This is a genomic window from Aeromonas sp. 600774 (genome assembly GCF_049175075.1).
GTDB lineage: Bacteria > Pseudomonadota > Gammaproteobacteria > Enterobacterales > Aeromonadaceae > Aeromonas > Aeromonas veronii_A.
This window is the reverse complement of the sequence record NZ_JAAKUJ010000004.1, coordinates 193,904-211,774: the sequence shown is the minus strand read 5'-3', so window position 1 is coordinate 211,774 and position 17,871 is coordinate 193,904. Positions and strand designations below refer to the sequence as shown.

Sequence of the window (17,871 nt, the reverse complement as noted above, 5' to 3'; positions counted from 1 at the left end):
GAAACCATTCCCCAGCAGTGTCTGTCGTTTCTGCGTGCCTCGCCCTATAGGCGTATGATCGGTCGGGTTTCTGGCGGCTCTGCCTGCTTCAGGGTTGCCCTTGGATCGGCGCGGAGTGTACACACTTACCGCGGGCAGTGACAATAAAAAATAGTGTTCAAAATCCCCTTTTAATGAGTCGATCAAATCTTGCTGGCGGGCAGGCGGGCTCTGGGATGGCGCAGGTTATGCGACAGCCCGGTTTCCCCTTGAAAAGTGTGTGAAAACGCCATAAATGGGCTGACGCCTTGCTGTGCGGTGGCTGAGGGGAATTTGGCCGCCACCGCCAGCGCCTAAATATCGCAATAAATGCCACATTTATGCGATCTCCCTCCCGGACGTTGCGTCGCACGCCGCACCTCACCCGCTCTCCCCTTGCGTCAAAAAATGGGAAAAACCTGCGCTGACGCAATGAGTGCCCCGCACGGATTGGCCACAATGGCCGCTCACAATCGGTTAGAGGCTGACTAATGGATACCCTGCTTGAGCGTTTTCTGCGTTACGTAACTTTTCATACCCGCTCCGATGAGACCAATCCAGCCTGCCCGAGCAGCGAAGGCCAGCTGATCTTTGCCCGTGCCCTGCAAGAAGAGATGAAGGCGCTGGGGCTGACCCGGGTCACCCTGGATGAGCACGGCTACCTCACCGGCTGCCTGCCAGGCAACCAGCCGGACGCCCCCGCCATCGGCCTGATTGCCCACATGGATACCGCCGACTACGAGGCGGAACACGTAGTACCGCAAATCATCGAAAACTATCAGGGCGGCGATATCTGCCTTGGCAAGGGTGACGAGGTGCTCGCCATCCGTGACTACCGGTTCCTGAAAAACTACCTGGGTCAGGATCTCATCACCACCGACGGCACTACCCTTCTCGGCGCCGACGACAAGGCGGGTATCGCCGAGATCCTCAGCGCCATCGACCACCTGCAGGCGCACCCCGAGATCCACCGCGGCGATATCTGGGTCGGCTTTACCCCGGATGAAGAGATTGGCCGCGGCGCCAACCTGTTCCCGCTGGAGAGATTCCCGGCCAAGTGGGCCTATACCGTGGATGGCGGCGAGCTGGGCGAGCTGGAGTATGAAAACTTCAACGCCGCCAGCGCTACGGTGCGTTTTATCGGCAACAACGTCCACCCCGGCACTGCCAAGGGGAGCATGATCAACAGCCAGACCCTGGCCGCCCGCTTCCACGCCGCCATGCCTGCCGAGCAGACCCCGGAGTGCACCGAAGGGTATGAGGGCTTCTTCCATCTGGCCCAGATGAGCGGCACCGTGGAGGAGAGCACCCTCCACTACATCATCCGTGACTTCGACGACGAGCACTTCGCCGCGCGCAAGGCCGAGATGCAGAGCCGGGTGGCCGCCCTGCAGGCCGAGTATCCGAAAGCCCGCATCGAGCTGACCCTGACCGACAGCTATCGCAACATGCGCAGCCAAATAGAGCCGCACATGCATATCGTCGAGCTGGCCAAGGCCGCCATGGAGGCCGCCGACGTGGTGCCGAAAATCAAGCCCATTCGTGGCGGTACCGATGGCGCCCGCCTCTCCTTTATGGGTCTGCCCTGCCCCAACCTCTTCACCGGTGGTCACAACTTCCACGGCAAGCACGAGTTCATCCCGCTGCAATCCATGGAAAAAGCGGTCGCCACCCTGGTGGAGCTGGTGCGCCTCACCGCAGCCTGGCGCGGTTAATCGATTACCATGACAACCAAGGGGGGAGCCGGTTAACTGGCTCCCCCCTTGCTATCTGGCCATCACCCATCAACAAAGGGAAACCGGGGGAGGGTCGCTCAGGAGCAACTGGCTGCCGCTGCCATCAAACTGTCATCCCGCTGACATGTCGCGGGAACAGTGTCACATCATGCTGGGAGCAACGGATCGCCGGAGCCCCCCAGATGTTCACTATCGATACCCTGCTGACTCAGCACTTCCCCCGCCTGCTTGGCTACCCCCTGCTCACCCCGCTGTTAAAGCGGCTGTTGGGCTGGCTGCTCAACGAACGTGCCTTTGCCGACTTTGCCACCCGCTACCCGCACCTGCGCGGCCTCGACTTTGTCGAGCAGGCGCTGACCCAGCTCGATTTCGACTATCGGGTCAGCGAGGCGCAACTGGAGCATATTCCCGCCAGCGGCCGGGTCATTCTTGTTGCCAACCACCCCATCGGCTCGCTGGATGGACTGGCGCTGCTGCAACTGCTCGGTCGCATCCGCCCCGATGTGAAGATCGTCGCCAACCAGCTGCTGGCCCAGCTCGCGCCGCTGCGCCCTTTGCTATTGCCGGTGGACAATATGGAGGGCAAGACCGATCGACAGGCCATCCTCGCCATGAACGAACACCTCGCCCATGAAGGGGCACTGGTGATCTTCCCCGCAGGCGAAGTATCTCGGCTTGGCCTCAAGGGGGTAAAAGATGGCCCCTGGCAGGCAGGCTTTATCAAACTGGCCCAGCGCACCCGCACCCCGCTGGTGCCCATCCATCTGGGAGGGCGCAACAGCCTCTGGTTCTATCTCGCCTCCTGGCTCAACAAGCCCGCCTCCGCCCTATTGCTGGTGCGCCAGCTGTTTCGCCAGCAGGGGCAGACCCTGCCGGTGACCATAGGAGCGCGCATTCCGCTCGACAGTTTTCAGGAGCTGCCCGCCAAGACGGCGGCGCGGCTGGTGCGCAACCACCTCTACCGGATTGGCCGTGGCAAGGCGGGACGGCTGCAGACCGAGGCTCCCATCGCCCTGCCGGAGGATCGCCGCCAGCTCAAACAGGCCATCGAAAGCTGCGAACAGCTCGGCACCACCCCGGATGGTCAGAGGATCTACCTCTACCGCCGCCATGAACTGAGTCACTCGGTGATCCTGCGCGAGCTGGGGCGACTGCGGGAGATCGCCTTTCGCGCAGTGGGGGAAGGATCCGGCAAGCGGCGGGATCTCGATGGCTTTGACAACGACTATCACCACCTGATCCTCTGGGATCCGGCCCGGCTCGATATTATCGGTGCCTACCGGTTCGCCCCGGTGGCCGAGCTGCTGGCCAGCAAGGGGAAGGATGGCCTCTACAGCCACACCCTGTTCGGCTTTGAGGATAAGCTGCTGCCCCGGCTGGAGCAGGCCATCGAGCTTGGCCGCAGCTTTATCCAGCCCGCCTACTGGGGCAAGCGGGGGCTCGATTATCTCTGGTTCGGCATCGGTGCCTATCTGGCCCGCTATCCCCGCTACCGCTACCTGTTTGGCCCGGTGTCGCTCTCCGGCAGCCTGCCGCCGGCGGCCAAGGATCTGCTGGTGAGCTTCTACCGCCAGCACTTTGCCCCCGAGCTTGCGCTGGCCCCCTCCCGCCGTCCCTACCCCGAGACGCAGCCTCTGTTCGAAGGGGTGGATTACGGCGCCGATCTCAAAGCACTCAAGGCCCGTCTCGACAATCTGGGCTGCGCCATCCCCACCCTCTACAAGCAGTACTCCGAGCTGTGCGAGCCGGGCGGGGTGCAATTTATGGACTTTGGTATCGACCCCGACTTCAACCACTGCATCGACGGGCTGGTGTGGGTCGATGTGAGCCGCATCAAGTCCCACAAGCGGGCCCGCTATATCGGCAGTCATCTGGCCGAGCCGCGCTTATAACCCTGCAGGCGCCAGGCAAACAGCCAAAGGCAAAAAAGGAGAGAGAGGCCATGGCCTCCCTCTCCTTTAGCTCTCATGCTCAGCACCTTTTCGAGGCGCTCGGCCCATCTGGCGTTACTCGGCCGCCTTGCGATCCGAGTGGCCGAGATCCCGCTCCGGAGCGATGACGTCACGCACCCGCTGTTTGATCTCCTTGGCCTCGGGGAAGCCGTCATCGACCACCCGATCCCACACCTGCACCCCGCCCACCAGAATGCGAAACTCCCCCTTGCTGGCCGGCACCAGCGCCACCTCCCCCAGATCGCTGTCAAAGGTGGATAGCAGCTCCTGCGCCAGCCAGGCGGCGCGCAGCATCCAGCGACAGAGGGTGCAGTAGCGGATTTCGATGCGGGGTTTGCTGATCAGGGTTTCAGACTCGGTCATGAGTGACTCCATAAAAAAGCGACAATGGCGGGAAGTGGCGTACCGCTGCCCAATAGCCGATCCCGGTTTGGTCAAATCAGTGCTGTTCAACCCCATGAAAATCGGCCAGCCAATGGCGGGCAATGGTACGCATCGCCGATTCTGGCAGCTCGAACAGGCCGGGTGCAAGAGGGCCTGCCGCCAGCATCCGGATCCCTTCCATGATCTCCGCCAGCACCAGATAGACATATTCACCAATCACGGCGCCATGGACGAAGTTAACCGCCTCGCCCCGGTTGAGCAGGTAGATCTGGGTACCATCCGGCCGGTTGAGGGCCAGCACATGGGGGCACACCTCTTCGCTCGGCCACGGCAACTGGGCCAGCGAGAAGGCGAACTCGTCGTCAGCCGAGGTGACCGAAGCGACCATGGTGCCGGGGCGCAGCGCTTGCAGATCCGCCAAGTCCAGCGAGCCGTTGCCGGTAGAGCAGATCACCAGCTCGGCACGGCTCAACGCCTCGGCCTTGGTGATCAGGCGAAAACCGTGAGAGAGCGCTTCGACCTGTCGCAGCACATCGGTCTCCACCAGCCCGAGATGGAGGTTGCGACAGCGCAGGTCGCGGGCGATGCTGCGCCCCACCTTGCCATAGCCAAAGAGCACGGCTTCGCAGACGTTGAAGGTGCGATTGAGGGTGCGAGCCAGCGACTCCGCGGAGTAGACCACGCTCAAACCAATCTGGATATCCTCGGCCTGCTTGAGGGGGCTGCGCGCCACCGACACAACCGGGGTAGCCAGCACCTCCTGCTCATAGCGTTGATGGCCGTTCTCGGTCATCTCCACCACCCCGAGGAAACGGGGGCCGAAGTATTCACTCAAGATCACCTGGGTTTTGGCAAAGTAACCGCCTATGTCGAGGATCAGCAACCGCTCGTGGGGGGCCACCAGCGGTGCAATTTGCTGGATGAGACTGTCGGGATCATTGGTCCAGTGCCGGTTAAGGGGCAGCACCGGATAGTGCTGGGATACCCACTCGAAGGTAGGTCCGTGTACCGATTTCGGTTTGGGTAAAATCGCGCCAATCCGCCCAATCTGACCGAGGGCATCGATAAAACGGGGGCGATCGGGAAGCAGGTGAGTGACCAGCAGAATGCAGAGACCGTCGATACGTCCCTGTCCGGTGAAATGGCGAAAAAACAGATGCTCAGATCCTTGACTGCGCAACTGTGGCCTCCTTATGTGCCGCAAAGCAGGCAAACAGAACCCGGCGCGGCCGGGTTCTGTGTGTGTCCAAATAAAATGAAAATCCTTTTTATCTGAAACACATAGGGGGCTCAATCATTATCTGTCAAGAGTATGAGCGGGTAAGCAAAAATGACCGTAATCGACTGTTTTTCATGCAAAAATCAGTACAACGAAGCTTCTGGCCACACCGTCCAGAGGCTGAGTCCGGTTCCCGAAGCGGCGAGCAGGAGTATCCCCCCCCAGCGCACAGGCAAGGACTTGTCACGCAAAAACCACTCCAGCAGCGGCAACAGCCAGACCGGTAGCAACACCGCCAGCGGCACCTCCACATATTGCCAGGCGAGCATCTGGACCAAGGCGAGGGCCAGCGCCAGACCGGCGGGTGCTACCTTGATGCCAACAAAGGTGGCAAGCAGGGCGCGAAAACCGGCGAAAGCGGCCAGCGCACCGGCCAGCTGGGCAATCAGCAGGCTGCCATCGATGCCGATCACCAGCGCCAGCCAGATAAAGCCGAGGGCAAACCCGAGCCCTTCGCGGCTGTCACAGCGCAAGGTGCTCCAACCAAACCAGAGGATGGCGGGCAGTAGCGCCAGCCAGATCCCGGGTTCGCTCGCCAGTACCGAGGCCAATCCCTGCCACCACACCAACGCACTGAACACCCCAAAGAGCAGCAGCGAGCCGCGCAGATCGTTCACCTGAGCCGCAATGGCGGGCACCAGCAGGGTCAGCGGCAGCCACTGCCACGCCTTTTCCGGCATGCCATAGAGGCCACCGAGCCAGGATCCCACCAGCCAGAGCGCCAGCGCGCCCCACAGATAACCCAGTCGCGGCCAGCGCCACGATAGCAAAGCGGCTCCCAGAGGAGCCGCCAGGGTTTGCAGCAGAAGTTCCGCGCCCATTACTTGCGCACGCCTTCGACAAACAGGTTGATGTTCATCTCGTCCGGAATGCCGGGCAGCATGTAGCTCACGCCAAAGTCACTGCGCTTGATGGTGGTGGAGGCGTTGAAACCGCTGCGGTAGCCGCCCCAGGGATCCTTGCCCTCACCGATCTTGACCAGATCGAAGGCCACTTCCTTGGAGACGCCGTGCAGGGTCAGGGTCCCTTTCAGCACGCCTTTATCCTTGGTGCCCTCGTAAGCGGAGCTGACGAAGGTCATCTTGGGATACTGCTTCACGTCGAGGAAGTCAGGGCTGCGCAGGTGCTTGTCGCGGGCCTCGTGATTGGAGTCGACGCTGGCGGCATCCACTTCAAAGCTCGCCTTGGCCGCCGCCGGGTTGGCGTCATCCATGCTGAAGGTGCCGCTGAAGGTGTTGAAGCGACCCACCAGCTCGGAGAAGCCCAGGTGACCCACCTTGAACTGCACTGTGGTGTGCGCCGCATCCACATCGTAATCCGCCGCCATCAGAGGGGTCGCCATAAACAGGCAGGAGGCCAGCAGAGCCTTGGTCATTTTCATCCGTTCGTTCCTTCATCTTGGGGTTCACATCAGTGGTTAAAATGCTAACCTCGTTCTGAAGATGAATAATCAGTGATTTATTAAATTCATTATTTACTGAGGATGGAAAATGGACCAGATCGCCGCCATGCGCACCTTTATCAAGGTGGTGGAGTGCCAGAGCTTTACCAAGGCTGCCAACCAGCTCGGCATCTCGGTCGCCATGGCCTCCAAACTGATGCAGCAGCTGGAGGAGTCCCTCGCCACCCGGCTGCTGTCGCGCACTACCCGCCAGGTCAATCCCACCGAGGCGGGCCAATTTTACTACCAGCGCTCCCTCGCCCTGCTGGCGGAGCTGGAAGAGACCCACAGCCAGCTGACTCACCACAACCAGCAGCCCAACGGCACACTCAAGCTCTCGGTGCCGATGGATTTTGGCTATCTGCACCTCTCCCCCGCCCTGCCGCTGTTTCGCCAGCGCTTTCCCGATCTCAAGCTCGATATCGAGTACAGTGACCGGCGGGTAGCGCTGGTGGAAGAGGGATTCGATCTGGCGCTGCGGATCGGCCACCTCAGCGACTCCTCGCTGGTGGCGCGCCAGCTTGCCACCATTCGGGTCGAGCTTTGCGCCAGTCCCGCCTACCTGGCACACAAGGGCAGACCGGAAAAACCCGAGGATCTCAAGCAGCACGACTGTCTGATCTACACCCTGACCCAGCCGGAGTGGCACTTCAAACGGGGAAACGAGCAGCAGAGCATCCGGCCACAGGGGCCGCTGCGGGCCAACAACGGGGTGGCGCTGACCCGCGCCGCTTGTGATGATCAGGGCATCATATTGCAGCCCACCTTTATCGTAGGGGAGGCCCTGCGGTCAGGGCAGCTGGTCAGCCTGCTGCCGGAGTGGGACAAGGGAGAGGTGGGACTTTATGCGGTCTATCCGCACCGCCGCTTCGTCTCGGCCAAGGTGCGCTGCTTTATCGAGTTCGTGCAGGAGCGCTATCTCGCCCCGCAACAGTGGGATGTGCCGACCTGATGGCCAGAGCAGAGGGTACGGCCTGCTGGTCCAGCTTGAAACCTAACGCTGGTCGGGTGCGGTGGTGGATGCAGCAACAGGGGTGAGCTTGGCTAGCAGACGCTCCTGCTCGAGGCTTAACTGCCAGCGTGGCAGACGGGTGCGGATCACCGACAACTGCGGCTCACTGAGGGCATAGGGGAGCGCCACTTCAATCTCGGGGCAGTCAAACATGGCGGCCAGCTGCAGGATCAAAATGAGGTTTGCCTCGTCGGTCTTGTGCTTGTTGACCCGTTTGCGGATCTCGTGGCGCAGCTGGGTTTCGGGGTCCTGGGTCATCGCCTGCCAGCCGAAACCGAACAACGGCACCAGCGCGCTGACAATCCCCAGCGCCGTCATCGGCTGCTTGGGGGGATGATAGAGTGCGTTGAGATCCAGCCGAACAGGATTCTGACGAACCTCACCTTCACCAAATAAAATCGTTTTCGTCATTGGATTACCCGTTATATTCCACTAGACTGCGCCGCATATTTTACCCCGATATGCCAACGAGGTGCTGATGCTAAGCGATATCGAGATCTCCCGCCAGTCCCCCCGTCTCTCAATCCACGCGCTGGCCGAACACCTCGCCATCCCCCAGCACCAGCTCAGCCCTCATGGCCACTACAAAGGCAAGCTCAGCCTCGACCTGCTCACGTCTCAGCCAAAACAGCGCGGCAAGCTGGTACTGGTGAGCGCCATCACCCCCACCCCGCTCGGTGAAGGGAAGACGGTGACCACCCTCGGCCTCTCCATGGGGCTCAACCATATCGGCCAGCCCAGCATCGCCACTATCCGCCAGCCGAGCCTCGGCCCGGTATTCGGGGTCAAGGGGGGCGCTGCCGGTGGCGGCCACGCTCAGGTGGTGCCGATGGAGGAGATGAACCTCCACCTTACCGGCGATTTTCACGCTCTGACGGCGGCTCACAATCTGGCGGCAGCTGCCCTCGATGCCCGCCTGTTCCACGAACAGAAACTGGGTGCCGAGTTCACCGCCAAAACCGGCCTGCCGCGGCTCGATATCGATGCCGATAACATCCTCTGGCCGCGCACCCTCGACATGAATGACCGCGCCCTGCGCCACCTCACGATTGGACAGGGGGGCGCTGCCGATGGTGTGGAGCGCAGCGATCGCTTTGTCATCACCGCCGCCTCCGAGCTGATGGCCATTCTGGCTCTGGCGAGCGATCTGAAAGACCTGCGCCAGCGCATCGGCCGCATCCAGCTGGCCCGCGATATTCACGGCAAGCCCATTACCGCCGAACAGCTGGAAGTAGCGGGCGCCATGACGGTGCTGCTCAAAGATGCGCTGCAACCGACCCTGATGCAGACCACAGAGCAGACGCCGGTGCTGGTGCACGCCGGCCCCTTTGCCAACATCGCCCACGGCAACTCCTCGGTGATCGCCGATCGTATCGCCCTTGGCCTGACCGACTATGTGGTGACCGAGGCAGGTTTTGGCTCCGACATGGGGCTTGAGAAGTTCTTCAACATCAAGAGCCGCCAATCCGGCATTACCCCCGCCTGCGTGGTACTGGTGGCCACGGTGCGCGGCCTCAAGGCCAACAGCGGCCTGCTCGATATCCGCCCGGGCCAGCCGCTGCCAGCCAGCCTGCAAGGGGAAGATCTGCCAACCCTCAAGCAGGGCTGCGCCAACCTCGCCTGGCATATCCGGAACGCCCGTCGCTACGGGGTGCCGGTGGTGGTCGCCATCAACCGCTTCCCCACCGACAGCGAGGCCGAGCTGGCGCTGCTGGCCCATGAAGCGCAGCAAGCCGGTGCCTGTGGCGCGGCCATCTCCAACGCCTTCACCCAGGGTGGTGCCGGTGCCAGCGAGCTGGCCCGCGCCGTGGTCACCGCCTGCGAGCAACCAGGTAAGGTGAAACTGCTCTACCCCGACGAGGCGAGCCTCGACGCCAAACTGGCGACCCTGGTGGAGTGCGGCTACGGCGGCCGCGGAGTGCAGCTCTCCGACAAAGCCCGCCAGCAGCTGGCCCAGCTCTCCGCCGAAGGGTGGGATCACTTGCCCATCTGCGTGGCCAAGACGCCGCTCTCCATCAGCCATGACCCTGCTCTCAAGGGAGTGCCGACCGATTTCGAGGTGCCCATCGACGAGGTGAAGCTCTGCGCCGGTGCCGGGTTCGTCTATGCGCTGGCGGGCCCCATCATGACCATGCCGGGGCTGGGCAGTCTGCCTGCCTATCGCCATATCGATATTGATGAAGATGGCGAGATCATTGGACTTAGCTAAAGGTCAGTGAGGGGCTGGCGTCGGCCGATTACGCTTCGCTAATCGACCCTACGCTCAACAAACCAGCCAGAAACAACAAGGCCCCGCCAATTGGCGGGGCCTTCTGTTATCCATGCATCAACCCTTAGAGGGTGAAGCGCTGGGTCATATGGTGCAGGGTGTTGGCCAGCTTGCTCAGCTCGACGCAAGCCTGGGCGATCTGATGGGCACCCTGGGCATTCTCGTCAGCGGCATTGTGAATGTTGACGATGCTGCGGTTGAGCTCTTCGGTCACCGCATTCTGCTCTTCGGTGGCGGTGGCGATCAGGGTGTTCATGTCGGTGATGCGCACCACGGCACCATTGATGGTCTCGATACTGGTACCGGCATCCCGCGCCAGACCGACACTCTCCTGCATCTGGTGACGACTCAGCTGCATGGCGTTGCCCGCCTCGGCAGCGCGGCTCTGCAAGAGCTCGATCATCTTGCTGATCTCGGCGGTCGAGTCCTGGGTACGCTGGGCCAATGAACGCACTTCATCCGCAACGACCGCAAAACCACGACCCTGCTCACCGGCACGGGCCGCTTCGATGGCGGCGTTAAGGGCCAGCAGGTTGGTCTGGCCGGCGATATCGCGGATCACATCCAGCACCACGCTGATGTTGGCGCTGTCGGCCTCCAGCTGCTGCACTACTGTGCCCGCCTGTTCAATCTTGACCGACACCTCTTCGATGCTGGCAATGGAGCTGCGTACCACTTCGCTGCCGGCAGCGGAGGTGCGGGAGGCATCCTTGGCGGCGCTCATGGCATCCGTGGTGTTGCGGGCCACTTCATTGACGGTGGACTGCATCTCGTTCATGGCGGTCGCCACCTGGGAGACTTCGTTCTGCTGGATGGCCATGCCGCTAGCAGACTGGCTGGAGATGGCGCTCACCTCCTCCACTGCGCTGCTGAGTTGGCTCACGGAGCCGGCGATCTCGCTCACCAGATCGGAGAGGGAGCCCTGCATCCGGTTGATGGCTGAGCCCAGCTGACCCAGTTCATCACGGTTGAAACGGTTGTCACGGATCCACTGCTGCAGTTCGCCCTGACCCAGATCGCCATTGGCAATACGTTGGGCCTGACGGGCCAGCATGATCAGCGGGTCGCGGATCTGGCGGGTCAGTACCACGGAGAGCACCACCACAAGGATCAAACCGATCACCAGTGCGATGGTGACGCTCAGGTTGGCGGATTGGTAAGAGGCGACAATGTCACTGCGGGATTCAGAGGCATAACCATGGTTAATCTGAATAAGGGAGGCCACTGACTTGCTCAGCGCGGTGTAAAGGGGAACCCCCTCCTCAAGGAAGATGCGTTGGGCTTCGGCAAGCTGATCGCTGTCTTGCAGCTGTTGGACTCGCTGGTGCAGGGCGACGTAACGATCCCAGTCAGATTTCACCGTATCGAAGGTACGGCGCTCCGCCACATCCTCAGGCCAGATCGTCTTGTCATGGGCAATCAGCTGCTGCGCGATCGAGTTAAGCTGCTGACTGGCAATATTCCGATATTCAGCCCTTTTCAGCGGCTCGGCGGCCACCACGAAATAACCCAGCTCATAACGACGCAACTCACCGAGAGAATCCCCGATCGCACTGGTGCGATTAACCGCTGGCAAGATACTGTCGGTAAACCGGATGGCAACATCATTCATATTGCCAAACTGGACAAGGGCAAAACCGCCGATAAAGGCGACCATCAAACCGAGCACGGCAAAGCCGGCGGTGAGTTTTTTACCTATGGTCATGGTACTGGTATTCATGGGATATCCTGGTGGTCGTTAAATTCGTAGCACTCGTCCGGTTCACGCCCTCCTGGCATGAACTATCTGGCCACCTGTTCAGTGGCGCACCATCCAACCTTGATGAATATCTCTGAATTCCATGAGCGGCAGCGAGAGCCGTGAGGGGGCGCTAGAGTAACCGGATTGTGATGGTTCGGAAAGAGTCTGCCCGGTTACTTTTTGTAAGGTGAAAACGAGGTTTTTTTCGTGTTCGATTAAATATACCGCTCAGATGAATAAATCGAAAAAAATGCATAACGTTTGCATAAGGCAAGCCGAGCAGGTCAAGCCGTTGCAGGCCGCCACTCTCATCCGGAACCAATGAAAAACGCCAGCAATAGCTGCTGGCGTCTCGTTTATTCAGCAAGGCGGTTACAAAACAACCGCCATCTTATCCGCGCAGGCCACCCAGAAATTCGGTCCGGGTATCGGGCTGGGTCTTGAACACCCCGCCGAGGGAGGTGGTGGTGGTATAGGAAGTGGAGTCCATCACTCCGCGCGCCTTGACACAGTAGTGGGTCGCCTTGATGCTGATGGCCACATCCTTGGTGCCGAGCAGGGTCTGCAGCGCCAGCAGGATCTGCTGGGTCAGCCGCTCCTGCACCTGGGGACGGCGAGCGAAGAACTGCACGATGCGGTTGATCTTCGACAGGCCAATCACCTTGCCACGAGGGATATAGGCCACATGGGCCATCCCGTCGATGGTGACGAAGTGGTGTTCGCAGGTGCTGGTGAGGCTGATGTCCCGCACCATGATCATCTCGTCCACCTGCATCTTGTTCTCGATCACCGTCACCTTGGGGAAGGTGGAGTAATCGAGTCCGGAGAAAATCTCGTTGACGTACATCTTGGCGATGCGGTGCGGCGTCTCAGCCAGACTGTCATCGGTCAGATCGAGCCCCAGCGTCTCCATGATGGAGCGCATATGGCCTTCGATCTTCTCCCGCTTCTGCTGGCTGTTCAGCTCGTTGGCAACCAGGGGGGTTTCCAGTCCCTGGGCCTCGAGGGCCGCCCTGACCAGCAAGGCTTCCTGACTCAGTGTTGTCATTCTCTTCTCTCCCATGCTCAGGGACGTCGGGGCCGCCACGCTGGCCACCCCAAGCTTGATGATTGTAAGGCGGCATAGTAAACGGCCATTGCCGCCAATATTCAAGTCAACTTGCGTCCGTCATCATACTTTATGACCATAGCCCGACTTTTACCGCCCCATCCGCTGCCCATCCCCGGCAATTTTTGTGATAATCCCGCCTTCAATCATCACAAGAGGTCATGACGATGGGATTTGATACCAGCGGACTACTGCCGTTAAGCGATGCCCTGCAAGGAATGCTGGAGCAACTGGCCTGCTGTTGCGACAGCGAGCAACTGCCCCTGCCAGAGGCCCTTGGCCGGATCCTTGCCAGCGACATCGCCTCTCCCCTCGCCGTGCCCCCGTTCGACAACTCCGCCATGGACGGTTACGCCGTGCGCCTGGCCGATCTCGCCGCCGGCATCCCGCTCATCATGGCGGGCAAAGCCTTTGCCGGTCAGCCCTATCAGGGCGAATGGCCCGCCGGCCACTGCGTGCGGATCATGACCGGTGCCCCGGTTCCCGCAGGGACAGATGCAGTGGTGATGCAGGAAGAAACGCAGGCCGACGGCGATCGGATCACTTTTCTGGCACAGCCCGAACCGGGCCAGAATATCCGCCGCGCCGGCAGCGATATCGGCAAGGGGGCCTGTGTGTTGCAAGCTGGCACCCGCCTTACCCCGCGCGAGATGCCGCTGCTGGCCTCCCTCGGCATCGCGACCGTGCCGGTACGCCGACCGCTGAAAGTGGCTATTTTCAGCACAGGTGACGAGCTCAAGCCGGTTGGCACCCCGCTGGCCCACGGCGACATCTACGACTCCAACCGCTACGGCGTGCGGGCCATGCTGGCGCGGCTGGGCTGCGACTGCCTCGACCTTGGCATCATCCCGGATGATCCCGCCCAGCTGCGTGCCGCATTTATCCGCGCTGATGAAGAGGCCGATGTGCTGATCACCACCGGCGGCGTTTCGGTAGGGGAAGCGGACTTCACCAAACAGCTGCTGGACGAGCTCGGCGAGATCGGCTTCTGGAAGCTGGCCATCAAGCCGGGCAAGCCATTTGCCTTCGGCCGCCTGCCCCGCGCCTGGTTCTTCGGCCTGCCGGGCAACCCGGTCTCCGCCATGGTTACCTTCGATCAGCTGGTGCAACCGGCGCTGGCCAAGCTCGCAGGCCAGCAGTTCGAGCGCCCACTCCAGCTGCAAGCCATTGCGGCCGAGCCACTCAAAAAGAGCCCGGGCCGACTCGACTTCCAGCGCGGCGTGCTGAGCCAGGGGCCAAACGGTCTCGAGGTGCGCAGCACCGGCTCGCAGGACTCCGCCGTGTTCAGCTCCCTGTCGCGGGCCAACTGCTACATCGTCCTCGAACGGGAACGGGGTCGCGTTGCCGCGGGCGAGACGGTGACCGTCGAGCCATTCGGAGGATTGCTGCTGTGAGCGAGATCCTCTGCGACGCCGAACTGCTGCGCTACAACCGCCAGATCATCCTCAAATCCTTCGACTTCGAGGGACAAGAGGCGCTCAAACTAGCCAAGGTGCTGGTGATCGGCGCCGGTGGCCTTGGCTGCGCTGCAAGCCAGTATCTGGCGGTGGCCGGGGTTGGCCAGCTCACCCTGGTCGATTTCGACAAGGTGGAGCTCTCTAACCTGCAGCGTCAGGTGCTACACAACGATGAGCGAATTGGCCACGACAAAGTAGACTCAGCAGCGCAATCGCTGCGCGCCCTCAATCCCTGGCTCAAGGTGGAGACCCACGCTGCCGTGGCCGATGAGGCGCTGCTCGATACCCAGCTGCCCCGACATCAGCTGGTGCTCGATTGCACCGACAACCTGGCCATTCGCAACCTGCTCAACCAAAAGGCGCGCCAGCACAGGGTACTGCTGGTCAGTGGTGCCGCAATCCGGCTGGAGGGTCAGCTGTGCAGCTTCACCTGGCAGGAAGATGAACCCTGCTACGCCTGCCTCAGCGCCCTGTTTGGCGAGCAGGCCCTCACCTGTGTCGAGGCGGGAGTGCTCGCCCCCGTGGTGGGATTGGTGGGCAGCCTGCAAGCGCTCGAAGCCATCAAGCTGCTGGCGGGCATGGGCAAAAGCTACAGCGGCCGCCTGCTGATGATCGATGGCCTGAGCGGCACCTTCCGCGAGATGAAGCTGCCCAAACGCCCCGACTGCCCCGTCTGTTCCCATCCTTGACGCAAACGGGATCAAAAAAAGCCGAACCCTGTGGTTCGGCTTTTTGGTATCTGCGCCTAACAACCCCTTTCTCAATGGGTCGTGAGGATCCGTTGCAACAGGTGATTAAAGCCCGAGGGGTCTTCCGCAGGCCAGGCGTGGTGGCCGTTGGGGGTGTGGATGGTGGCGTTGGGCAAGGCGGCAAACTGCTCTACCCGTTTGGCCAGCGGCAGGTAGTCGTGACTGGTGGAGATGATGGCCACCGGCTGCCAGATGGCGCCGAGCCGGGCGCGTACCGACCAGCCGGGTAGCGCCTCCAGCAGCGCCTTGTAGGTTTTCTTTTTATTGCGCACGAAACGCAGCCGGAAGGTGTGGCGCACCTGAGCCAGCTCCGGGCCGGGAAAAAGCTCGCGCCCCAGCCACCAGGCGAGCGGCCGCATGCCAAACCAGCGCAGCCACTTGAGGCGCTGGGCGTAACGCTCCTGCTCTTTGGGGGTCTCTAGCAGAAACTCGCTAACACCGTTGACCAGCACCAGCCCCTGCACCTTGTGGGGCAGTTGCAGCGCCAGCTCCAGCGCCACCATGGCCCCGAGCGACAATCCCACCACCCAGGCGGGTTCTTGCTGTGCATCGAGCCAGTTCACCACATCGGCTGCCAGGGTCGCCACATCGAACGGCCCCTCCTGCATGCTCTGGCCGTGGCCGCGCAAGTCCAGCGCCACCACCCGGTACTGTTCGGAAAACCGTTCGATCTGCGCCTGCCAGTCGAGGCTGGAGGAGCCCAGCCCGTGCAGCAGCAACAGTAAGGGGCCCTCTCCCGCACTGCGCAGGGCAAGACCGTTGGATTTGATCACCTGATTGCGGCGCATCAGTTCATTGCCTCTCGACTCATCACCTGAACCATCTCTCGTTGTTATATTGCCCGTGGCCATCCTGCCACGTTATCAGCACGGCGCCCAATCAGCCTTCGCTGACCAAACTCACCGCCTTGATGTAAGCGTAGATCTGCTGCTCCGGCACCAGCGCCAGCCGCCTGGCGGAGCGGCTGGTGATCCGGGCCAGCAGTATCTGCTCACCCAGCGCCAACTGCAACAGGGTCTGGCCGGGGCGCACCTCGCGCACCGCCAGCAGACGGGTGACGAGACAGTTGGAAAGGCTGGAGTGCTCGATGGGGGCGGTGGCGATCACCACATCGCGCCCGGCCACCTTGATCTGCAGGGGCCCCCCCTCGTCCGGCACATGAGTCATGGTGACACGCAAGTGTTGCTCACCAAGCTGCAGAGTCGCCATCTGCTCGTCATTATCGTAGTGAGAGAGGGTCGCCGTCAGCATCACCCCGGCATCGTCGCGACTGGCAAGCGAAAGGTCGGTACGGGCGAAGATCTCGCTCGGTCGACCTTGCGCCTCCACCCTGCCACCTTCCAGCAGCACCAGCTGATCGCAGAGCAGGCTCACCTCCTCCATGGCGTGGCTAACGAAGATCATCGGGATACCGCTCTCCTGCTGCAACCCCTTGAGCACATGGGCCTGATGGATGCGGCTGCGCCGATCGAGCGCCGAGAAAGGCTCATCGAGCAGCAGCAGATCAGGCTCGGCCAGCAGCGCCCGCCCCAATGCTACCCGCTGGCGTTGGCCGCCAGAAAGCGCATGGGCAGGCTGCCCCAGCAGATCGGCAAAACCGAGTCGCACCGCCAGCGCTTCGGGCTGCCAGCGCCCTCGCCCCTTGCGGGCCGCCAGTTGCAGATTGCCAAGCACCGTCAGATGGGGGAAGAGGCGCGAGTCCTGAAACACCAATCCGATCCGGCGCGCTTCGGGCAGAAGTTGAGCATACTCCCGATCGCGCCACCGCAAGCGATCCCTACTTCGGCGATCGAGTCCGGCGATGATGCGCAGCAGTGTGCTCTTGCCGCAGCCGGAGGGGCCGAACAGGCCGAGGATCCCCCCCAGCTCGAGGGTCAGTGCGCAGTCGAGGGTAAAAGGGCCAAACTCGCGCCGGACATGGAGGTTCAGGACATGGCTGCACGAGGCATTGCTTGGCGAAGAAATAGTGGCTGGCTGATTCATCCAAACACTCTCCGCTGTCTGCGCTGCAGCACCCCGTAGACCAGCACTAGCATCACCAGCGAGAAGGCCATCAGGCCGCCCGCCAGAATATGGGCGTTCTGGTAATCCATCGCCTCCACATGATCAAACAGGGCTATCGAAAGCACCTGGGTCTCGCCGGGGATATTGCCGCCAATCATCAGCACCACCCCGAACTCCCCCAGGGTGTGAGCAAAGCCCAGCGCCGCCGCCATCACGAAGCTGGGCAGGGTCATCGGCAAGATGATGTGAAAGAAGCGCTCCAGCGGGCCGAGCCCCAGGGTAGCGGCAGCCTCCAGCTCCTTGTTACCCATGTTGACGAAGGCGGAGGTGAGCGGCTGCACCACAAACGGCAGCGAATAGAGGATGGAGGCAAACAGCAGGCCGAGAAAGCTGAAGGCGAGCGGGGCGCCAAAGGTGTCGCGCCACCAGGCGCCGAAACCATATTCGGGGGAGAAGGCGAGTAGCAGATAAAAACCCAGTACCGTGGGAGGCAGCACCAACGGCAGTGCCACCAGCGCCTCCACCAGCGGCCGCAGCCGGTTCTGACTGCGCGACAGCCACCAGGCCAGCGGCGGTGCCAGCAACAGCAAAATCGCTGTGGTGCAGGCCGCAAGCTTCAGTGTGAGCCAGACCGCCAGCAGATCCCCTTCACTCATTGCCGACCTCCCGGTTGATAAATGCCCCCAACGGCATGGTATCCATCCTTATTGCAAAGAGTGGC

Annotated in this window: 16 protein-coding genes; 6 read left to right on the top strand and 10 right to left on the bottom strand. The window is 61.7% G+C overall.

Annotated features, from left to right (window positions below; all coding sequences use genetic code 11):
* Positions 1–509: 509 nt before the first annotated feature.
* Both pepT and G5171_RS06520 read left to right on the top strand, forming a co-directional pair.
* Positions 510–1,733, top strand: coding sequence for a peptidase T (gene pepT, locus G5171_RS06525; RefSeq protein ID WP_421259976.1), 1,224 nt, complete (start codon positions 510–512; stop codon positions 1,731–1,733).
* A 203-nt stretch (positions 1,734–1,936) separates the two neighbouring features.
* Complete coding sequence (locus G5171_RS06520; RefSeq protein WP_421259975.1) at positions 1,937–3,646, top strand: lysophospholipid acyltransferase family protein; 1,710 nt, start codon at positions 1,937–1,939, stop codon at positions 3,644–3,646.
* Between the two features lie 114 nt (positions 3,647–3,760).
* Here the strand turns inward: G5171_RS06520 and G5171_RS06515 are convergent, their stop codons facing one another.
* From G5171_RS06515 to G5171_RS06500, 4 genes are all read right to left on the bottom strand, one after another.
* On the bottom strand, positions 3,761–4,069 hold the full coding sequence (locus tag G5171_RS06515; RefSeq protein ID WP_019445942.1) for a SelT/SelW/SelH family protein: 309 nt from the start codon (positions 4,067–4,069) through the stop codon (positions 3,761–3,763).
* A 76-nt stretch (positions 4,070–4,145) separates the two neighbouring features.
* Positions 4,146–5,270, bottom strand: a complete 1,125-nt coding sequence (locus G5171_RS06510) for an adenosylhomocysteinase (RefSeq protein WP_421250531.1) — start codon at positions 5,268–5,270, stop codon at positions 4,146–4,148.
* Between the two features lie 182 nt (positions 5,271–5,452).
* Positions 5,453–6,190: a hypothetical protein gene (locus G5171_RS06505; protein WP_421250532.1), complete on the bottom strand. Its 738-nt coding sequence runs from the start codon at positions 6,188–6,190 to the stop codon at positions 5,453–5,455.
* Positions 6,190–6,750, bottom strand: a complete 561-nt coding sequence (locus G5171_RS06500; RefSeq protein ID WP_005334411.1) for a YceI family protein — start codon at positions 6,748–6,750, stop codon at positions 6,190–6,192. The genes G5171_RS06505 and G5171_RS06500 overlap by 1 nt, the downstream gene beginning before the upstream one ends.
* Before the next feature lie 109 nt (positions 6,751–6,859).
* Here G5171_RS06500 and G5171_RS06495 point away from each other — a divergent pair, with 109 nt between their 5' ends.
* On the top strand, positions 6,860–7,762 hold the full coding sequence (locus G5171_RS06495; protein ID WP_421250533.1) for a LysR family transcriptional regulator: 903 nt from the start codon (positions 6,860–6,862) through the stop codon (positions 7,760–7,762).
* Positions 7,763–7,804: 42 nt separating this feature from the next.
* Here the strand turns inward: G5171_RS06495 and G5171_RS06490 are convergent, their stop codons facing one another.
* Positions 7,805–8,233 carry a hypothetical protein gene (locus G5171_RS06490; RefSeq protein ID WP_106842653.1) on the bottom strand — a complete coding sequence of 143 codons (429 nt, stop codon included), beginning with the start codon at positions 8,231–8,233 and terminating at the stop codon, positions 7,805–7,807.
* Between the two features lie 67 nt (positions 8,234–8,300).
* On the opposite strand from G5171_RS06490, the gene G5171_RS06485 reads away from it, so the two are divergent.
* Positions 8,301–10,031: a formate--tetrahydrofolate ligase gene (locus tag G5171_RS06485; protein ID WP_421259974.1), complete on the top strand. Its 1,731-nt coding sequence runs from the start codon at positions 8,301–8,303 to the stop codon at positions 10,029–10,031.
* Positions 10,032–10,155: 124 nt separating this feature from the next.
* On the opposite strand, the gene G5171_RS06480 is transcribed toward G5171_RS06485, so the two are convergent.
* Together G5171_RS06480 and folE are read right to left on the bottom strand one after the other, a co-directional pair.
* Positions 10,156–11,811 (bottom strand): methyl-accepting chemotaxis protein, encoded by a 1,656-nt coding sequence (locus G5171_RS06480; RefSeq protein WP_421259973.1) that lies wholly within the window; start codon positions 11,809–11,811, stop codon positions 10,156–10,158.
* A gap of 412 nt (positions 11,812–12,223) precedes the next feature.
* Complete coding sequence (folE, locus tag G5171_RS06475; RefSeq protein ID WP_421250536.1) at positions 12,224–12,880, bottom strand: GTP cyclohydrolase I FolE; 657 nt, start codon at positions 12,878–12,880, stop codon at positions 12,224–12,226.
* A gap of 227 nt (positions 12,881–13,107) precedes the next feature.
* Between folE and moeA the strand changes: the two genes are divergently transcribed.
* Positions 13,108–14,334: a molybdopterin molybdotransferase MoeA gene (gene moeA / locus G5171_RS06470; protein ID WP_421250537.1), complete on the top strand. Its 1,227-nt coding sequence runs from the start codon at positions 13,108–13,110 to the stop codon at positions 14,332–14,334.
* Positions 14,331–15,086, top strand: coding sequence for a molybdopterin-synthase adenylyltransferase MoeB (moeB, locus tag G5171_RS06465; RefSeq protein WP_421250538.1), 756 nt, complete (start codon positions 14,331–14,333; stop codon positions 15,084–15,086). The genes moeA and moeB overlap by 4 nt, the downstream gene beginning before the upstream one ends.
* 71 nt (positions 15,087–15,157) lie before the next feature.
* Here the strand turns inward: moeB and G5171_RS06460 are convergent, their stop codons facing one another.
* The 3 genes from G5171_RS06460 to modB form a co-directional block, all read right to left on the bottom strand.
* Complete coding sequence (locus G5171_RS06460) at positions 15,158–15,934, bottom strand: alpha/beta fold hydrolase (protein ID WP_421250539.1); 777 nt, start codon at positions 15,932–15,934, stop codon at positions 15,158–15,160.
* A 91-nt stretch (positions 15,935–16,025) separates the two neighbouring features.
* Entirely contained in the window at positions 16,026–17,129 is a 1,104-nt protein-coding gene (gene modC, locus G5171_RS06455; RefSeq protein WP_421259972.1) for a molybdenum ABC transporter ATP-binding protein, read from the bottom strand.
* Entirely contained in the window at positions 17,126–17,806 is a 681-nt protein-coding gene (modB, locus tag G5171_RS06450) for a molybdate ABC transporter permease subunit (protein WP_005361814.1), read from the bottom strand. Before modB ends, modC begins: the two co-directional genes overlap by 4 nt.
* Between the last annotated feature and the right edge of the window lie 65 nt (positions 17,807–17,871).

Excerpts from the sequence above, each read along its gene's own strand:
- pepT (WP_421259976.1), top strand. The coding sequence starts at position 510 with ATGGATACCCTGCTTGAGCGTTTTCTGCGTTACGTAACTTTTCATACC.
- G5171_RS06480 (WP_421259973.1), bottom strand. The coding sequence starts at position 11,811 with ATGAATACCAGTACCATGACCATAGGTAAAAAACTCACCGCCGGCTTT.
- G5171_RS06515 (WP_019445942.1), bottom strand. The coding sequence starts at position 4,069 with ATGACCGAGTCTGAAACCCTGATCAGCAAACCCCGCATCGAAATCCGC.
- modB (WP_005361814.1), bottom strand. The coding sequence starts at position 17,806 with ATGAGTGAAGGGGATCTGCTGGCGGTCTGGCTCACACTGAAGCTTGCG.
- G5171_RS06460 (WP_421250539.1), bottom strand. The coding sequence starts at position 15,934 with ATGCGCCGCAATCAGGTGATCAAATCCAACGGTCTTGCCCTGCGCAGT.
- modC (WP_421259972.1), bottom strand. The coding sequence starts at position 17,129 with ATGAATCAGCCAGCCACTATTTCTTCGCCAAGCAATGCCTCGTGCAGC.
- moeA (WP_421250537.1), top strand. The coding sequence starts at position 13,108 with ATGGGATTTGATACCAGCGGACTACTGCCGTTAAGCGATGCCCTGCAA.
- G5171_RS06505 (WP_421250532.1), bottom strand. The coding sequence starts at position 6,190 with ATGGGCGCGGAACTTCTGCTGCAAACCCTGGCGGCTCCTCTGGGAGCC.
- G5171_RS06495 (WP_421250533.1), top strand. The coding sequence starts at position 6,860 with ATGGACCAGATCGCCGCCATGCGCACCTTTATCAAGGTGGTGGAGTGC.
- G5171_RS06500 (WP_005334411.1), bottom strand. The coding sequence starts at position 6,750 with ATGAAAATGACCAAGGCTCTGCTGGCCTCCTGCCTGTTTATGGCGACC.
- folE (WP_421250536.1), bottom strand. The coding sequence starts at position 12,880 with ATGACAACACTGAGTCAGGAAGCCTTGCTGGTCAGGGCGGCCCTCGAG.
- G5171_RS06490 (WP_106842653.1), bottom strand. The coding sequence starts at position 8,233 with ATGACGAAAACGATTTTATTTGGTGAAGGTGAGGTTCGTCAGAATCCT.
- G5171_RS06520 (WP_421259975.1), top strand. The coding sequence starts at position 1,937 with ATGTTCACTATCGATACCCTGCTGACTCAGCACTTCCCCCGCCTGCTT.
- G5171_RS06485 (WP_421259974.1), top strand. The coding sequence starts at position 8,301 with ATGCTAAGCGATATCGAGATCTCCCGCCAGTCCCCCCGTCTCTCAATC.